Below are 18,065 nucleotides of genomic sequence, written 5' to 3' on the forward strand. Positions count from 1 at the left end.
TACTGTTCGCTGCCCTGTAACAAAGCGCAAGCGCGCCTGAGGTCAAGCCCAATCCGCGCCCTTAGGCCCCCTCTTGCCGACGGACGGCCTGCAAAAAGGCAAAATAGCTGCGGGCAGTATCAGGATCGGGTTCATGGGACGATCCTGCAAGCTGAAGTTGCCAATAGAGATCAACAGTCTCTGCCTCGGTCATCACCTGCGCGAACCGCTCTTGATGCCACGCAACGGCCTTTTGGTGCAGATCGCGTAAGGCGTCGGTTTCAATCTCTGCCCGCATCGCACGGGTGGCGGGCGCGTGGTGGCTGATCGCCCAATCCTCGACCGTGTTCCAATTGCGGGACACCCAGTATTTCAGGCCTAGGTCGAGGTGCATCTTATTGGGCAACCCCCGCCGCGTTTTCAGGACGTATTCCGCAACGGACCGCACCGAATAATGGTTCAACTGAACCAAGGGCTTCGCTGGGACATGACCAAAGCTGTTGATGCGGTTTGGCATCTGCGCAATCGCGTCGGGCAACGCCCCTCCCGCTGCATCGGCCCAGCGCGCGGTGCCATTGGCGAGCGATTTGGGACGATGCACGCCCATCTCACCAAAAACCGAACGGCGATAGATCGTCTTAAAGAAATGTCCTAGGGGCACAGGAATGGTCCGGGTCGCCGCCGTCGTGAACCGTTCGGTCACGGGCGCATCCGTAAAGCTGCTCTGCCCCCCATTGCCGAACAATCGCCACGGCAGGATCATTGCGTCCATGTCCCGATCCAGCAGCGCACTCAGATCAGGCACCGTGGGGTCGAGCGCGATGAATTCGTCCACGTCAAAGAACAGCACCCATTCCGCAGCCGAATAATCGGGATGCCCATAGGCTGTCCGCAGCGCCTGCCATTGGATCGTCTTTTTGCCCTGCTGTCTGTGGCGCACATGGGTCACCCACCCTGCCCGCGCCAGTTGGTCGAGCATCACATCGGTCCCGTCCTCACAATCATTCGAGAACACGAGGAAATGGTCGACGCCCAGCGCACGGTGATGCGACAGCCACTCTAGCAAATAGGGGGCTTCGTTCTTTACGCAGGTGACGGCGAGGATGGACATGCGTTTGACGTCTCCCGCCTAGAAGGTGTCACTAAACGAAGCAGGCAGTTCAAACCAAGAATTAATGAAAAAGCGATTTGGGAAAACCCGCCCTTTCCATTCCTCTTCGTGACGTTCGGTTCCCTGCCGAAATTGTTCGAGACCATCGTAGAAATCGATCAGAGGCTGTTTCTCTCTTTTCCGTAAAAGGGAGACCAGCGTTTCATTGGTCCACCCGTTCCCTCGCGGGGTTCGGGTTTTACCATCTGCGCCAACTTCACGAATGTCTTTACGGGATGACAGGACTTTATCGAACACGCTGAGGTTCGCGAATTTTAAATGAAAGAGAATGAGGTCTTTCTCATTGTAATAAGGTTGCCCCCAGACAAAGTGAGCACCGCGGCCAACCTTACACGGCGAATTCACAATCGCGCACTTTGTATAACGCCAATTCCAATGACCTGATCGGCGCTGGGACAAAACGGGCAGATCGTCTTTAAGTGGGTCATCACTCTCCCGCTCGACGATTTCAACTCCGGTCACAAAAACGACAGGCTTATCTTTGTTCTGCTTAATGACCGTCATGAAGTCTTTGCCGGACCTAGGATCGACGGCAACGAGTTCATCCACATCCCCGACTACGACAGCGTCATAGGATTTAAGCAGCACATTAAGGATGTCATTTATAAACTGCCAACGGAGGACGTCAAAATCCCCTGACTGTTCTCTGACAATTCCAATTACATTGGACTCTCTGCAGATGGTACGGATCTCTTTTTCATCCCCATGAGAGATAACGAACAGGTTCTCCGGACCGCATATTCCGCCATAGTGTTTTAACCACTGGTTTAGAAACCAATGGTCTCTGTAGACCATCGTTAGGGCGGCTACTTTCATAGGATCAGTTCCAACAACATTCGGCAATCGGTCATGCGATGCCCCTCTGTAACGTATCATCGATCCGTTGTTTTACCATCTCACGCATCTGCAGAATGTCGTCGATGTCATCCAATTCCCTTTTCCCTCCGAACTCAAAGTCAAAAGGAACCTCAGCAAGTGTTGGATTTTGGATCATAAGAAAATCAAACACGGCATGTCCGTTCTTTCGGTACTCTTTGGGGAGCTTCATCGCCTCAGCGATCAACTCTCGGCTATTGAACGGCGACATATAGAAATTATGATGCAATGCGGGGAAGGTCACCCCAATGGTTGAGGCGTAATAAATCTCCAAGAACATGAGATCGATTGAATGAGGTTCGTTCACAGCCGGCAAACTCTCATACCATTCTTCGTACTGCGGTAAGAACTTCAGGAATATCTCATCGGTAAACTTCTTGAATGGCACAATCAGAAGCCGTTTTACCTGCCATCGAAAGTTCGTACGTGCTTTGTCCTGTATTCGATCCAGAAAAACCGCCCGCATGATATCCGTCTGGTGCCCACGTAGAATAACATGGTCCTCAGGCAAGCTCTTGGTCAGGCCATATTGCGTTTCCCGAGGGAGAGGCGCCGAAAACCCGGTCGTAATAGCGACGATCTTTCGCTGCTCTTCGACCCATGCCTCATCCAGTTCGATATTCCGTTTATCGTAGGTCACGAACGGGAGCTGAAGCCGTTTACAGATGTTTCCCGCGATCGTCGCATCGATACGGCTGGCGTAATTGAAAATATGGGTGAAGAACTGCTTCACTTTACCAACCGAGGACCCAGCCATCGCGATCATAAGTCGACTATCCATGCCCCCTGATACGGGCACTAAACAGTCGTGTTGATCCACTATCCCTGCAACAGATGCATTGGCTCGTTCATAAATCCCCTCAAGGATCGGCCGAATGTCTCCTTGCGAGCAGGGCTCAATGGGAACCAGAGGCCAAAACCGTGTCTCGGTGAATTTATCAAGGTCGAGATAGCAGTTTGGATTGCATCTTCTGACCCGAACATCGCTCGTCTCAAACAGCGTAATCTTACTCACACCACTCAATACGTCGTCTTTGTTATAGTGGTCATTCCATTGAAGCTCGTCCGTGACACAGACCAGAGGGCTCGAACCGACAATCTGATCCGCCCTGTTATAGACAAGCCCATTCATACCAACTGGATCGGTATAGACGAGGACTTTTCCCTGAATCGTCACGAAAACAGTGTAACGACCCCCAAGTGCTACGACCCACTGTGAAAACGCCTCAACTTGTCCCTGCCCGCTCCCACCTAGAAAATCCAAGGTCACACTGTCAGCGTGCACGTGATCAGAAAAACAAATCCCTGCAACGACACCGACAACTTTGCCCGACTTATCTTTGATATTGACCAAGGGCAGGCCAGAACCAAAGTAGATCTTCCATCCGCCCAACGGGAACGGAGGAGACATGAAACCATCTAGGTTCTGCTTTGAGGCAGCAAACTGGTATCGAAACACATGGTTGAAATCGATCCCGTCTCGTTCACATAAATTCTGCGCCTCGAGCTTCACTGATTTCGTCTCCTGTTTCGTAGTGCGTTGCGAAGAAACCATTGGGTTTTCTATTTGAACAGGCTTGCCGCATTATTGAGGATGACTTCACGGCAGGACATAACGAAATCCTTGTCGACAGAGTGTTCACGGCAAATCTCTGCAACAGATGCATCCCCCTTCAGGGCCTGCAAACCAATCTTAGCGCGCAGTTCTGCATCAGCAGAGACCGTTTCTACGGCCTCCTGTTTCGGCGCGGGAACCTTACGGATGATCGGGGCCTTTTCAGGGTCGATCCCGTGTTTGATCAGCAGCTTACCCAAGAGGCTCTTGGGGTGCGGTGCGCCGCCTTCTTTCTCAACCAAACGCGCCCGCATACGGCGCCCGTAGAGGTGCACCGAAAACGTGTTTTCCGTGATATAGCCCGTGGTATCAAAGTTACGGCGCAGCATCAGACGGCGGTCTTTGAACGTGAACGGATAAAGCCCCTCTTGCGGTAGGGCATATTTCACTTCGCCTGTTTCATGCAGGAAATGCGTGACCGCATGAGGACCCCAAACGCCCCAAGGCTGTTCGCTGGCGTGAACAGGGTTCCCCTCAGCGCGTTTCTGTTCCAATGCGGCAACATACTCCGCGCTGTAATAGGTCGGGATCGCGAATTCGTCAGAGGTGAAATCCAACAGCGCGTTGAGCGTATCGCTGTCATGAGGAAGCCCCAGAACACCGCCGTTCACGTGGGTTTTCGATTCCCACCCGTAGAAGTGGCCGTTCGGGGTTTCGAACTTCTTCATGCAATAGGCGTCAGTATCCGCCCAAATCATATTCCGCTGCGTTTTCAGCATCTTATATCGGAACAGATCGGAATGCAGCGCGGGGCTGCCTGTGCGTTCGTGGGTCAGGAAATTGTCGCGAGACATAATGTCGTTCGCATCCGCCAACTCGATCCCCTCGGGGACGTTTTGCAGCGGGCCGTAGTGGTAGAGCACCACGCGATGTCCCACATCAACAAAGGACTTCAAACAAAGTTGCTCCAGAAAACTCAGGGCGCCTTCCATCCAAAGTGCGCCAATCGTGTAGTTCGTGCTCATTGTTTACCCTCTGCCCCCGATCCTTACTAAACCTAATGATTATGCAGGTTTAGGAAATAAAACATTCTACGTGTAAAAACCATTAAATTTAACAGACTAGTGCTGCGTCTCTCCCGCTTCGACGGTGAAAAAGAACTCTTCCTCGGGATCGCGGAACGCCACCTCGTCCGGCACACAGGTCGGCCCCGTGAGGAAAACGTTCGCGCCAAAATGCCCGTGGAGCCGTGCCAGACGGCGCATACGTTCGCTTTTCAGCTCTTCAAAGAAGTTCGAATAGTTCTCTGTTGCCCGTAGCTCGTCGATCTTTTCGCGGTGCTTGCGGACAGAATACTCATGCGCGGCTTTGATATCGGGATCAGCCAACATGCGCGCCATCTCCGCCTCAACGCGCGGGATCATCCGTTGGATCGACGTCTCTTCGACCGCGTTGTTGTTCATGCGGAACCAATAAGCGAGGCCCTGATCGCGGTCGACGTGGTTCACCCGCCCACGGTCCCGTTTTACAAGGAAACTTTCAGCCGAACGCACAGCGTAGTGGTTCAACTGCACGAGGTCATAGCCATAGGTCGCCGTCGTCGACCGCCAAGCGTTGCGATACATGTTCTCGGGTAGGTTTTTGCCCGACCCGTTCACCCAATTCACGTGATCAACCAATTGGGAATTCAGCCCCTTGGGTCTGTGCACGCCGAGTTTCTTAAAAATACCCGTGTTCTGGAACAGGGTCTTGAACCCCCAGGCTTGGTGCGGTTTCGGCGAAAACTCTGGCGCGCAACGGGTGAAATTCCGAATGATCAGATCGTCGGTGAAATCCGCGACATCGGCATTCCCAAACAGACGCCATGTCATCGAAATCAGGTTCGCATCAGGCACCGCCGCAAAAAGCGCGTCGAGCGTGCCGTCGCCCACCTTAATATCCACGAACTCATCCACGTCGATACAAACGGCCCAAGTCGCCTCTGTGATGATCGGCTCATTGCCCGCAGCGGCAAGCGCCGCGTGCTGCGGCTTTAGCCCGCTTTCCCGAAATGGGTTATCGCGGTGCTGCACATAGCCTTTTTCCTGCAATAGATCGAAAAACGTCTCTGTCCCATCGGAACAGTCGTTCGTGTAAACCAGAAAGCTGTCGAACCCGATCACGCGGTGATAGGCGAGCCATTCCAGAATAAACGGACCTTCATTTTTCATCGTGGTGACGATGGCACGGCGGCCCTTTTGCGGCTCTTGCGATTTATGCGATTTTTCGGGGACGCGGACGGGTTTGTGGTCGAACTCTGTCTCTGCCAGAGCCAACAGGCGGTCGTCCTCAACCAGAGAGCTTTTGGGGATGATCAGGGACACCGCATCGGCACGGTGGCGCAGGTTCATGAAACGGTAAAACGTTGCCGCCTCAGCGTCTTGCATCGCGACGTTGCCAATGCGGTTCATCCGCCAAACGGCATTCGATGCGGCCTTTGCAGGGGCAATGCACCAACGGCGGCGCGGGGCTTCTGCGTCGAACTGAACGCAGATATGATCGGCAAAGCGGATCGGCTCGTCATTGCGCACGCGCCACGGATAGGCCTGCGTGCCAAGCATCGGGATCGCCCCCGTTTCAGACGCGACAGCACGGTCGAAAATCGTGCCCTCGCCCGTGTCGGTGATCAGGTCGAACACATCGATATTTGCCACTGCCCGCGCAGAGCCGAGGAACCGTTCGCGAATGATTTCATAGGCATGCATCGCGCCCAAAGGCGATTTCCACGGGTCGGCGGCTGGGATCTCCATCCGATCCTTACCGGGGGCACCGGGGGCGCAGAACGGGTGGCTCTCATCGGGGAGGTCGAGCTTGCCCAAGGGCGTGGGCGAACGCAGGATCAAGACCTCAACATCGGCCTCCATCGCGGCAAGCCCTGCCTGAAACGCCTCATCAAACTCTAGGCTATCGCCCAGACGATCCCGATCAAGGATCACCGCCGTCTCAACGCCCTGATGTTCGACGTTGAACTCTAGCCAACGCAGCACCGTCGCTGCCGTTTCCCCGTTGCGGGTCGCAGCGAGCGCATTCGTCCCCGCAAAGATCGTCAGTTCTGGATCAGCAGGCGTGATATCAGCCACAGCACCGCCAAAGCCGATGCGCAGTTGGACCCCATCGGGTAGACGCAGTTTGACGATCGGGCAGCCGCCGATGGTGACCTGAGACAGCACTTCGGTGCCGCGCGGCAACCCGATACGATCCATCGGCGCATCCGCGCGGAAATACAACGTGACGAGGTTTTCCGAATTTTCCGACGGCACGCGCACCGCATCGATTAAAGCGATGCCATTTGCAATCATGCCGTGTAGATTACGGTAATGAACCTTGCCTGCCATTTGTTCCGCCTGCCCCGCGCGCCGTTAAATCACAGGCACCTGCGTTCGATGCCTTTTCGTTTTCTATTACGGCAACTCTAGTCAAAGCTGTATCCCCTTTCCAGCGTTTGCCCGAACTGACCCCGATTTTGACGGGCGATGTGACCAAAAATAGCTGAATTGTGGCACAAAATGCCCAGATTTCTTCTGGTTATGGCCTTAAACCAAGCCTAGTGTCCGCCCAAAGGCCCCGTCACCAGCGGGGGATAGTATGTTTGAGACGTTTGAATAAAGGTGGGTCTGTCGTGCACCGCAATAACCAGAAACTGCGTGATCCTCTAACTGGATTGGACTTTGCCGCATGGCGCGCGAAGGTCGAAGAGATCAGCAATGACATTGGCCAGTTTCAGGCAATCGGCGACAAACATTTCAGCACCTTTGTTGAGGCGGGATCGACGCTCTTTGTCACCTTTGAAAGCGCGGAAACCGCGATGGAAGGTTTAACCGACGGGCGTCCTCTGGGCTGGGACTATGTGATTGAAAACGGTTGGTCGCACCTCGGCCTGTTTTCCGTCGGCGACACGTGGTTCCGCCATGACGATGTCTATGCCTTCTTTGACGAACTCCTCGACGACTACTTCTTTGACGACTTCGATCAGGTGATCTTTTTCGGCGCTGGCCCCGGTGGTTATGCCGCCTGCGCCTATTCGGTCTGCGCCCCTGGTTCAAAGGTGCTCGCCCTTAACCCACAAGCAACGCTGTCGCCCGATGTGACCCGCTGGGACGACCGTTTCCCGCAGGCGAAGAAGCTCGATTTCATCGAACGCTACGGCTACGCGCCTTATATGGTTGAGGCGGCTGAGGATGTGACGATCCTCTATGACACCGGTTCGGAACTCGACGCATTGCATGCTGGGATGTTCTCGGGTCCGAACGTCCGACACATAGCGGTTCAAATGATGGGCGTCGAACTTCGGTCAGCCTTAATGTCGGCTGACATTCTGCCGTCTTGGATCAATGGAATCGTTGCGGGCGAAATTGACACCAAAACGATGCAAGAATTCTATCGCCATCGCAAAGACCACGGAGCCTATCAGCGGGCGCTGTTGACCTATCTAGATGTCGAAGGACGGACGGAATTGGCAAAACGCGTGTGCCGCTATGCGATTTCAAAACGCAATGCACCGCGGTTTGCAAACTACCTCGCACGCTTGGAGGCAAAGAACGAGGAAGAGGAATAAACCCCTTCCTCGTTTAATTCTTAGTAAACGCCAACTGGGCCAGCTTTGGCCGAAGTTGCGATCAGGCCGAACACGTATTCAGCAACAGAGCGGAAGCACACGACGCGGAAGCTGCCGTCGTCGAGTTTCCAATAGGCTGCTGCCACCTGCCCCACGCGGGAGCGGCGCACCATACCTGCAACGAACTGCGATGCTTCGAAATCGACGGGCGCGTTTTTGCCCAGAACTTCGGTCGCGAACTCGCCCGACACGCTAAAAATCGCGCGCGCATCAGACACATTCGCCACGAGGTAATGCGATCCCGCCAGCGCGTCGTTCATCGCCGCAACAAAGGCATTCACCTCTGCATAGGGCAGAACAACGAGCAGTTCGTCGGGCGACATCCAGAGGACGGTTTTCACGCCATCGGTCTGGAATTGACGTACGTCGGGGAGTTGCAGACCCGTGAGCTGCGTTACCGCAGCCGCAAAGCCTTCGTCCTCGAAATCGCCGCGCAGGGTGACCATACCGGTCAAGCCCAGCTCTTGGACCGTTACAGGGCCGTTCGCAGTTTTGCCGTTCAAGGCGCTGACAGCATTAGACATTCTGCTTCTCCCCGTCTTTGTCGTAGAACACCGGATCGACAATCTTTGCCTTAACCATGGTGCCATCTTCGCGGTTGAACTCGATCACTTCGCCCATGCGATCTGGACCGTGTTTGACAAGACCCATCGCGATGCCACGCTTGAGCGTTGGCGAGTAGTAGGTCGAGGTGACACGCCCCTGAACGTTGCGCTGACCGTTCGGGTTATACCCCGGTGCGGGCACGTATGAGCCGTCAGGAATGACCGACCCGTCGAGTGTTTCCAGACCAACCAGTTTCCAGCGATCAGGCGACGCCATGAACGACCGCTCTTGTGCGCGTTTGCCCAGATAGTCCTCTTTCTTCTTGGAAATCGCCCACTGAAGGTTGAGGTCTTGCGGGATAATCGTGCCGTCGGTTTCGTCGCCGATCATGATAAAGCCCTTCTCGGCACGAAGGATGTGCATCGCTTCGGTGCCATAAGGCATCACGCCGAGGTCCTTGCCCGCCTCTTGCAGCGCCGCCCAGAGGGCCGCACCTTGGGATGCAGGAACCGAGACTTCGTAGGACAATTCGCCCGAGAACGAGATACGGAAGATCCGCGCATCGAACTCGCCCAACTTGCCCTCGACGTAGGTCATGAACGGGAAGCCCTCTTTGGAGAGGTCCATGTTGCCGCCCAGTTTTTCCAAGAGCTGGCGTGCTTTGGGACCAGCAACCGCGATCTGCGCGAATTGTTCGGTCACGTTCGCGGTGTAGACTTTCCAGTCCCACCATTCGCACTGAAGCCAGTCTTCCATCCAACCGTGGATACGATCTGCACCGCCCGTGGTGGTGTGGCAGAGCCATGTATCTTCGGCCAGACGCACAACAACGCCGTCGTCCGAAAGGAAGCCGTTTTCGTTACACATCAGACCGTAGCGGCATTTGCCAACGCCCAGAGTGCTCATCATGTTGGTGTAGAGCATATCGAGGAATTTGCCCGCATCCGGACCCTTCACGATGATCTTACCGAGGGTCGACGCATCCAGCGTGCCCACGTTTTCACGAACGTTCAGGATCTCGCGGTTGACCGCATCATGCACCGTTTCGCCGTTGCGCACGTAAGCGTAGGTCCGGCGCCAATGGCCCACAGGTTCCCAATCCGCACCATTGGCGTCATGCCAATCGAACATCGGGGTTTTGTGGATGGGCTGGAACAACTCGTCACGTGCCGCACCCGTGATCGCGCCCATCGAGATCGGCGTGTAGGGCGGACGGAAGGTCGTGGTGCCCACATTTGGGATCGACGCGTCGAGCGATTTGGACAAGATAGCCAGGCCGTTGATGTTCGACAGTTTGCCCTGATCGGTCGCCATACCCAGCGTGGTGTAACGCTTTGTATGTTCAACAGATTCATAACCTTCGCGTGCAGCGAGCTGAACGTCAGAGACCTTAACGTCGTTCTGATAGTCGAGCCATGCTTTCATGCGCAGTTTTTGACCAGCGCCCTGCGGCATCAGCCAAACAGGTTCGAGCGGAGCCGCTGCAACCTCGTTTGTTGTGACCTCAAGACCTGCGTCTTTGAGGACATCAGCGGTGCTAAGATAGCCAGAGGCCGACCCAACGGTGCTGACGAATGCCTTACCGTCGGCACCTGTCGGGGCGCGGGACGGATCGGGGCGGAACATCGCGAGGTCTTCGTCCCAGTTCAGTTTGCCACCACAGTGCGACCAGAGGTGCACAACAGGCGACCAGCCGCCCGACATCGCGACGCAATCACATGCGATCTCTTCGATGACCGAACCTTCGCCCGCTTGCAGACAGACCTTCACGCCAGTGACGCGGGTTTTGCCTTTGACCTTGGCGATAGCTTTGCCTTTGAGCACGCGAATGCCGAGCTTTTCAGCTTCAGCCGCGATCGGGCCAGCGCCAGAAGCGCGAGCGTCAATGATCGCAGGAACAGCGAGGCCAGCGTTTTTCAGAACGATTGCAGTGCGGTATGCGTCGTCGTTGTTGGTGACAACAACGGTGCGATCACCTACCGACACGCCCCAGTTCACAACGTAGTCACGCACCGCAGCGGCCAAGAGGACGCCCGGAATATCGTTGCCAGCAAAGGACAGCGGACGTTCAATCGCGCCCGTTGCGGTGATGATGTGACCTGCACGGATGCGCCACAGGCGGTGACGCGGACCCGATTTGTCGGACAGGTGGTCCGTCAGACGCTCATAGCCCAGAACATAGCCGTGGTCGTAAACGCCCGACGCCATGTTGCGGTTACGCACTGTGACGTTCGGCATCGCGTTCAGCGCTGCGAGAGTGTCCTGCACCCAAGCCTCTGCCGACTTGCCGTCGATTTCGACGCCATCGACAACAGCACGACCACCAAAGTCAGCGGTTTGTTCAAGAAGCAGAACCTTCTTGCCGGCTTGACCTTCTTTCAGTGCAGCCGCCAGACCAGCGATACCGCCGCCGACAACCAGCACGTCACAGAAGTAGTAGAAGTGTTCGTAGGTATCCGCGTCTTTTTCCTGCGGCACCTGACCCAGACCAGCCGATTGGCGGATGAAGGGTTCATAGACGTGCTTCCAGAACGGACGCGGGTGGATGAACATTTTGTAGTAGAAGCCAGCAGGCAGCCAACGGGCGAACAACTGGTTCACGGCCCCGATGTCGAACTCAAGGCTCGGCCAGTGGTTCTGCGAACGGATCGTCAGACCGTCAAAGACTTCTTGCGTGGTGGCGCGTTGGTTCGGCTCGAAACGACCGCCCTCGCCCATGTTAAACAGCGCGTTCGGCTCTTCCGCGCCAGAAGCCACAACACCACGCGGACGGTGGTATTTGAACGAACGGCCAACCATCATCTGGTCGTTTGCGAACAAAGCAGACGCGAGCGTGTCGCCCTCGTAGCCTTTGAAGCGCTTACCGTTGAACTTGAATTCGACAGGTTTCGAACGGTCGATCAGACGACCGGAATTTGCCAGACGGGTGCTCATGCGGTTTCCTTCCACGACCAGTCGGGATATTTTGCACGGATGTTTTCAGTCACATCCGCAGGCGGTTCGGTGGTCTGGGCCGGATAGGTCCCGAACACCTCGAGCGTGGCGGTATCCCGCGCTGCAAGGAACCACTTCCCGCAGCCATAGGCATGACGCCAGCGTTCCAGATGAACGCCTTTTTTGTTTTCACGCATAAAGAGGTAGCCTTCAAAGGCCTCGTCGCTGTCACCAACGGTCGCGCGCTTCAGGTGCGCTTCGCCGCCAGCGGCCAGTTCAGTCTCTTCGGCATTCACGCCGCAATAGGGACACTGCAATAAAAGCATCGTCTTCCCTCCTTAGTGCGCCACGCCAGCGGCGACAGATTCATCGATGAATTTGCCTTCGCGGAAGCGGAACATATCAAATTCTTGCGTCAGCGGGCTGTGACCTTTGGCCATCAGTTCCGCCATCGCCCAACCAGAGCCCGGGATCGCCTTAAAGCCGCCGGTGCCCCAACCGCAGTTGACAAAGATGCCATCCACAGGGGTTTTCGACAGGATCGGCGAACGGTCACCAGTCATATCCACGATACCACCCCATTGGCGCAGCATCTTCAGACGGCTGACCATCGGGAAGGTTTCGACGAGCGCGCGAACGGTTTCCTCGATGTGGTGGAACGATCCGCGCTGGGTGTAGTTGTTGAAACTGTCAGTGCCGCCACCGATCACCATCTCGCCCTTGTCCGACTGGGACATGTAGCCGTGAACAGTGTTCGCCATAACGACCACGTCCATGCAGGGTTTGATCGGCTCGGAGACGAGAGCCTGCAGCGCAACCGATTCAATCGGCAGACGGAAGCCAGCCATTTCAGCCAGAACCGAGGTGTGACCCGCAACGACCATGCCCAGCTTATCGCAGTCGATGTCACCTTTGGTGGTCGAAACGCCAACAACCTTGCCGCCTTCGGTGCGGACACCTTTGACTTCGCACTGCTGGATCACGTCCATACCCATGTCGGAACAGGCACGCGCATAGCCCCAAGCCACCGCATCGTGACGGGCTGTGCCGCCGCGTTTCTGGTAGAGGCCACCCATGACAGGGTAGCGCGGGCCATGGATGTTGATGATCGGGACCAGCTTTTTCAGCTGCTCTGGGGTCACCCACTCGGTCGCAACGCCCTGCAGTTGGTTCGCCATAACGGTCCGCTGATAGCCGCGCACCTCGTGGTGGGTCTGCGCGAGCATGATCAGGCCGCGGGGCGAGAACATGACGTTGTAGTTCAGATCTTGGGACAGGTTCTCATACAGCTTGAGTGCCTTGTCGTAGATCGCCGCAGAGGGGTCCTGCAGATAGTTCGAACGGATGATCGTGGTGTTACGACCTGTGTTACCACCGCCGAGCCAGCCTTTTTCGATGATTGCGACATTGGTGATGCCGTAATTCTTACCGAGGTAATAGGCGGTCGCGAGGCCGTGGCCACCCGCACCAACGATAATCACATCGTATTTCTTCTTCGGCTGGGGCGAACGCCAAGCACGCTCCCATCCTGTGTGATAGCGTAGACCCTCGCGGGCGACGGCAAATACTGAATAGCGTCTCATAGGCTGCGAATCCCCCTATTCTGGTCGCGGGCATCCTTTGGTCCTAACTGGACAAAAACTGCGAAGCAAAGACGATTGGACACGCCTGATTTTTGCAGTTTTGCGACATGCGACAAAGAAGCGTTACGAATGAGACCTGATCACAAACGGGTCATCGGGCCGCAGGGGCTTTTCTCAGGGGGTTGGGAAGGTTAGGTAAGGCGAAACGTTTAAACGGGAGGCCCCATGACGTTCTGGATCATTGCGACCGCATTGGCAGTTATTGCCGCAGGTCTTCTTGTGCTGCCGCTTTTGCGCTCCGGAACCGACACGGACGTCGATCCTCGCAACGACATCGCGATCTACAAGGACCAATTGGCCGAAGTGGACCGCGACCTCGCCCGTGGTGTTCTCGATCAGGCAGAGGCCGAACGGACCCGTACCGAAATTGCCCGCCGTTTGCTGGCCGCTGATAAGGCCGAAACCGACGCATCGACCGACGCGCCCAAAACCTTGGGTCGGGTTGTGATGATTGCTGCGGCAGCGGCGACAGTGGTGGGGGCGCTCGCGCTCTATTACCGTGTGGGTGCGCCTGGTTATCCCGACATGCCCCGCGCCGTGCGTCTGGCAGAGGCCAAAGACGCCTACGACAACCGCCCCACTCAGGCCGAAGCCGAAGCCGCCCAGCCGATCCAAGAGCCAGTCACCCTGCCCGACGATCTACAGGCGACAGTGGACCGCGTGCGCCAAACCGCAGAGGCCAACCCTGACAACCTGATCGCGCAACGTGATCTGGTTCGGCTAGAGACGGCTCTGGGCAATGTGGACCGCGCCGCCCATGCGCAGGTAAAGGTCGTGGCGATCCTTGGCGATGATGCAGAACAGGCCGATCTGGAGGTTCTTCTGGAGCTCCTCGTCGCGGCGGCAGGTGGTGATGTCACTCCCGAAGCGGAACGCGTTCTCAAAGCCATCCTCGACAAAGATCCTGAAAGCATTTCAGGGCTTTACTGGGCGGGCGTGATGTTCAACACCTATGGCCGTCCAGACCGTGCCTTCCCCTATTGGCGCAAGCTGCTAGAGGTCGCGCCTGAGGGTGCCGAATGGTTCGATCAGGTCGCCCAAGCCACCATTGAACTGTCGTGGTTCGCTGGCGTCGATGACTACACCCCGCCGATGCAAAACGGTGGTCTGCGTGGCCTGAATGCCGCTGCCATGGCCGCAGCAGGCGACATGAACGAAGAAGACCGCTCTGCCATGATCGAAGGCATGGTTGGCAACCTCATGGATCGCCTCGCGACCGAGGGTGGCACACCGCAGGAATGGGCACAGTTGATCCGCGCGCTTGGCGTGCTGGGCGATACGGACCGCGCCGCAGCGATCTGGGGTGAGGCTCAGCAAACCTTTGCCAGCGATGCAAACGCGATGTCGATCATCCGTGAGGCCGCTGTCAGTGCAGGTGTCGCGGAATGATCTGCAACGACGCCGAAACCTTTGCCGCCGCCCTGCCCCCGTACCGCGCGATTTGCGGGCTGGATTTGGGCACCGTGACGATTGGCGTCGCCGTCTCTGACGGTCTGCGTCAGGTGGCGACCCCGCTCGAGACGATCAAACGCAAGAAATTCACGCTCGACGTGGAACGCCTGCTCGAGATCGTGAAGAAACGCGACATCGCTGGGATCGTTCTGGGCCTGCCCCTGAACATGGACGGATCAGAGGGGCCGCGCGTGCAATCGACCCGTGCTTTTGCCCGCAACCTCGAAAAACTGACCGACCTCCCGATTGCGTTCTGGGACGAACGGCTGTCGACCGTTGCAGCCGAACGGGTGCTGTTAGAGGCGGATACGTCCCGAAAACGTCGCGATGAGGTCATCGATCACGTCGCTGCGGGGTATATCCTGCAAGGCATGCTAGACCGCCTGCGCCACCTCGGAGCCTGATGTGACCGAACAACTGAACACGGATGCCATTTGGCAAAGGGCCGAAATCGAAAGCCCCTGCGTCAAACTCTGCTCGATCCATCCCGAGACGAAAACCTGCATCGGCTGTCACCGCACCCTGCAAGAAATCGGGATGTGGAGCCGCATGACCCCAGAGGATCGCCGCGCCATCATGGCTGATTTGCCGAACCGTTCTGGCGCGCTGAAAACCCGCCGTGGCGGACGGGCGGCGCGGCTCAAGGCCTAATCCCTGAGCCAATCCCGCATGTTGTCAAACTGCGGTCTGAAAAACGCGAGCCTGCGTCCAGCAGCGGGCACCTTATCCTTGCCCTCTGGCGCGGTGCCGTGGATCACCATCCGATCCAAAAGAACCGACTGCCCCACTTTCATCGGTAGTTCCACACGTTCGCAGCACTCGAACACCTCGTTGCGGGCGTCCGTGTAAATCTCGGTCACGTCGATATCCGACCACATGGACGGCGGCATCCCCGCAAAGGCCACGGTAAAGGCCTCGCGCATAATCTCTTCGCTACCGGGCCAAACGACCAAGGGTGCTGCGGTACAATCGTTCAGAGCCACAGCGAGGATGTAGGCATGTGGTTCGCGCAGGAACCGCCGTTTTTGCGGCCCCTCGCCCATCAGCCCATCCAGATGTGCTGCATCCTTGGCCTTGCGATAACGGTGCGCCTTATCCGTCTCATCCGCGTCCTTTTGCGGGTAGCCCGAATAAATCACCGACAGTTGCCCCTGATGCAGCGGCATCTCGGGCACCATTACATCCCACGGACCGCGCAAGGGAACGCCATCAATCGCCCCCGTGTCATCGTTGGGCAAAACATCCACGCCCACAAACCACGTCTTACCATGCCGCAACCATTTCGCCTGCATCGCTGGATCAGACAAAACCGCATCCGCCGCCACATTCGCGGCTTTTGCCCAAGCCGTGACTTCTGGCGTAGCGTCGAACTGGATGAAACCGCCTTCGATCATGACATGATCGCCTTACGCAGCATGTTCAGCGCGATCAGGATCAGGAACATGCCAAAGAACTTCTTTAGCTTTCCTGCGTCCGTCTTATGCGCAATTGCAGCACCAATGGGGGCGGTAAACGTCGTCATCGCAATCACCACGAGGAAGGCCGCAATATTGACCGCACCGATGCTAAACGGCGGGGCGACGCCTTCTGGCAGCGAGGTCATCAGGAACCCAGCCACCGATGGCACCGCGATGATGAACCCAAAGCCCGCCGCCGTCGCCACAGCGCGGTGCACAGGCACGCCAAACATGGTCAACAAAGGCACACCGAACGACCCACCACCGATCCCCATGAGGACCGAGAGGAACCCCACAAAGGGCGAAAACACGCGGCCTTTCAAACCTTTAGGCAGTTCATTCGCGACGCGGAAATCCTTATTGCCAAAGGTCATGTAGAGGCCGATGAACACCAGCAATCCACCAAAGATATACTGCAACACGGTCGTGTTCAGCGCCGAGACTGTCATCTTGCCTGCGATTGCGCCCAGCACGATCCCCGGTGCCCAGATTTTCAGGATACCCCACTCTACCGCACCCTTTTTGTTGTGCGACATGACCGAACGGGCCGAGGTGACGATAATCGTGGCGAGCGAGGTCGCCAGACAGATTTGCATCAGCTGCGGGGTTTCATACCCCAGCGACGAAAACGCGTAGTAAAAACCGGGGACAAGGACGACACCGCCGCCGACTCCCAACAAACCTGCCAAAACACCTGCAAGCGCACCAATCACCAGCAAAATAGCTGCCATTTCAATCAACAGAACGCTATCCATCAGGGCCTCCCAAATGATGTTGCCCTGATCAGTATCAGCCGCCCGTCACGTAGGAAAGCGCCTCTATCACCGTCTTGGGCCCAGCGCCGTCGAGATGCGCGTTTTCCGACAGATACCGCCGCCAACCCCGCGCCCCCGCCTTGCCCGCAAAGAGGCCGAGCATATGGCGGGTGATTTGGTTCAAACGTCCACCCGCAGCGATGTGATTTTCGATATAGGGCAGCATGTCATGGACGACCTGCACAGGGTCAGGCCCCGCCTCTTTGCCGTAAATCCGCTGATCTGCCATTTGCAAAATATCGGTCGGTTGATGATAGGCCGCCCGCCCGATCATCACGCCATCCAACCCAAGATCCAGTTGCGCCACGGCATCGTCCAAGGTCGCGATGCCACCGTTGATCGAAATATGCAGATGCGGATAAGCGGCTTTAATCTCGTGGACCAAAGCATAATCGAGCGGCGGAATATCGCGGTTTTCCTTGGGCGATAGCCCCTGCAGCCACGCCATCCGCGCATGGATGGTAAAGCGGGTCACGCCCGCCGCACTGACCTTTTCGATGAACTCTGGCAGGATGTCGCGGGGCACCTGTTCGTCGACACCAATGCGGCACTTGACCGTGACCTCAACAGGCGATGTCGCGATCATCGCCGCCACGCAGTCCGCCACCAGATCGGGCGATTTCATCAGTACCGCGCCGAAGGCCCCCGACTGCACACGGTCCGACGGACAGCCGCAGTTCAGGTTCACTTCGTCATAGCCGTAATCCCCGCAAATCGCGGTCGCCTCGGCCAGTTGCACAGGATCGGACCCACCGAGCTGCACCGCAACAGGATGTTCGGCCTCATGGTAGCCTAATAGCTTTTCCCGATCCCCGTTGATCACCGCAGGCGCGGTCACCATCTCGGTATAGAGCAAGGTCTCACGGCTCAGCAGACGGTGCAGATAGCGACACTCTCGCGTCGTCCACTCCATCATCGGGGCCACAGACAGGCGGGCCGCTGATTTTGCTGTGTTCTCCACCATGGGGTTCGCCATTGCTTGC

16 protein-coding genes are annotated in these 18,065 nt (G+C 56.8%); 4 read left to right on the forward strand and 12 right to left on the reverse strand.

What is annotated here, in order from left to right; translation table 11 throughout:
- Positions 1-61: 61 nt before the first annotated feature.
- The 5 genes from AC07ED_RS05225 to AC07ED_RS05245 all read right to left on the reverse strand — a co-directional run bounded on the left by AC07ED_RS05225 (position 62) and on the right by AC07ED_RS05245 (position 6,955).
- Positions 62-1,090, reverse strand: coding sequence for a glycosyltransferase family 2 protein (locus tag AC07ED_RS05225; protein ID WP_105234811.1), 1,029 nt, complete (start codon positions 1,088-1,090; stop codon positions 62-64).
- Between the two features lie 18 nt (positions 1,091-1,108).
- On the reverse strand, positions 1,109-1,966 hold the full coding sequence (locus AC07ED_RS05230; RefSeq protein ID WP_105234810.1) for a glycosyltransferase family 2 protein: 858 nt from the start codon (positions 1,964-1,966) through the stop codon (positions 1,109-1,111).
- A gap of 31 nt (positions 1,967-1,997) precedes the next feature.
- Positions 1,998-3,539, reverse strand: coding sequence for a hypothetical protein (locus tag AC07ED_RS05235; protein WP_105234809.1), 1,542 nt, complete (start codon positions 3,537-3,539; stop codon positions 1,998-2,000).
- A 50-nt stretch (positions 3,540-3,589) separates the two neighbouring features.
- Positions 3,590-4,606 carry a hypothetical protein gene (locus tag AC07ED_RS05240; RefSeq protein ID WP_211096432.1) on the reverse strand — a complete coding sequence of 339 codons (1,017 nt, stop codon included), beginning with the start codon at positions 4,604-4,606 and terminating at the stop codon, positions 3,590-3,592.
- A gap of 96 nt (positions 4,607-4,702) precedes the next feature.
- Positions 4,703-6,955, reverse strand: a complete 2,253-nt coding sequence (locus AC07ED_RS05245; protein WP_105234808.1) for a glycosyltransferase family 2 protein — start codon at positions 6,953-6,955, stop codon at positions 4,703-4,705.
- A gap of 284 nt (positions 6,956-7,239) precedes the next feature.
- Here AC07ED_RS05245 and AC07ED_RS05250 point away from each other — a divergent pair, with 284 nt between their 5' ends.
- Positions 7,240-8,175, forward strand: coding sequence for a phosphoadenosine phosphosulfate reductase (locus tag AC07ED_RS05250; RefSeq protein ID WP_105234807.1), 936 nt, complete (start codon positions 7,240-7,242; stop codon positions 8,173-8,175).
- A gap of 20 nt (positions 8,176-8,195) precedes the next feature.
- On the opposite strand, the gene AC07ED_RS05255 is transcribed toward AC07ED_RS05250, so the two are convergent.
- The 4 genes from AC07ED_RS05255 to AC07ED_RS05270 are packed head-to-tail and all read right to left on the reverse strand — an operon-like array spanning position 8,196 to position 13,298.
- A complete protein-coding gene (locus AC07ED_RS05255) occupies positions 8,196-8,759 on the reverse strand; it encodes a sarcosine oxidase subunit gamma (protein ID WP_105234806.1) in 564 nt (187 codons plus the stop codon).
- Positions 8,752-11,715 carry a sarcosine oxidase subunit alpha family protein gene (locus AC07ED_RS05260; protein ID WP_105234805.1) on the reverse strand — a complete coding sequence of 988 codons (2,964 nt, stop codon included), beginning with the start codon at positions 11,713-11,715 and terminating at the stop codon, positions 8,752-8,754. Before AC07ED_RS05260 ends, AC07ED_RS05255 begins: the two co-directional genes overlap by 8 nt.
- Entirely contained in the window at positions 11,712-12,041 is a 330-nt protein-coding gene (locus AC07ED_RS05265) for a sarcosine oxidase subunit delta (protein WP_067545822.1), read from the reverse strand. The genes AC07ED_RS05260 and AC07ED_RS05265 overlap by 4 nt, the downstream gene beginning before the upstream one ends.
- A gap of 12 nt (positions 12,042-12,053) precedes the next feature.
- Complete coding sequence (locus AC07ED_RS05270; RefSeq protein ID WP_105234804.1) at positions 12,054-13,298, reverse strand: sarcosine oxidase subunit beta family protein; 1,245 nt, start codon at positions 13,296-13,298, stop codon at positions 12,054-12,056.
- Between the two features lie 225 nt (positions 13,299-13,523).
- Here AC07ED_RS05270 and ccmI point away from each other — a divergent pair, with 225 nt between their 5' ends.
- Genes ccmI through AC07ED_RS05285 form a run of 3 tightly spaced genes read left to right on the forward strand, consistent with a single transcriptional unit; the run spans position 13,524 to position 15,461 of the window.
- On the forward strand, positions 13,524-14,747 hold the full coding sequence (gene ccmI, locus AC07ED_RS05275; protein WP_105234803.1) for a c-type cytochrome biogenesis protein CcmI: 1,224 nt from the start codon (positions 13,524-13,526) through the stop codon (positions 14,745-14,747).
- Positions 14,744-15,214, forward strand: coding sequence for a Holliday junction resolvase RuvX (gene ruvX, locus AC07ED_RS05280; RefSeq protein WP_105234802.1), 471 nt, complete (start codon positions 14,744-14,746; stop codon positions 15,212-15,214). Before ccmI ends, ruvX begins: the two co-directional genes overlap by 4 nt.
- A 1-nt stretch (position 15,215) precedes the next feature.
- A complete protein-coding gene (locus AC07ED_RS05285) occupies positions 15,216-15,461 on the forward strand; it encodes a DUF1289 domain-containing protein (RefSeq protein ID WP_082959358.1) in 246 nt (81 codons plus the stop codon).
- On the opposite strand, the gene AC07ED_RS05290 is transcribed toward AC07ED_RS05285, so the two are convergent.
- The 3 genes from AC07ED_RS05290 to dusA are packed head-to-tail and all read right to left on the reverse strand — an operon-like array spanning position 15,458 to position 18,046.
- Positions 15,458-16,204 (reverse strand): hypothetical protein, encoded by a 747-nt coding sequence (locus AC07ED_RS05290; RefSeq protein WP_105234801.1) that lies wholly within the window; start codon positions 16,202-16,204, stop codon positions 15,458-15,460. The genes AC07ED_RS05285 and AC07ED_RS05290 overlap by 4 nt on opposite strands.
- Positions 16,201-17,025, reverse strand: a complete 825-nt coding sequence (locus tag AC07ED_RS05295; RefSeq protein WP_245918158.1) for a sulfite exporter TauE/SafE family protein — start codon at positions 17,023-17,025, stop codon at positions 16,201-16,203. The genes AC07ED_RS05290 and AC07ED_RS05295 overlap by 4 nt, the downstream gene beginning before the upstream one ends.
- Before the next feature lie 31 nt (positions 17,026-17,056).
- Positions 17,057-18,046, reverse strand: coding sequence for a tRNA dihydrouridine(20/20a) synthase DusA (gene dusA / locus AC07ED_RS05300; RefSeq protein ID WP_105236329.1), 990 nt, complete (start codon positions 18,044-18,046; stop codon positions 17,057-17,059).
- Positions 18,047-18,065 lie beyond the last annotated feature (19 nt).

The sequence above is a fragment of the Aestuarium zhoushanense genome (genome assembly GCF_056431045.1).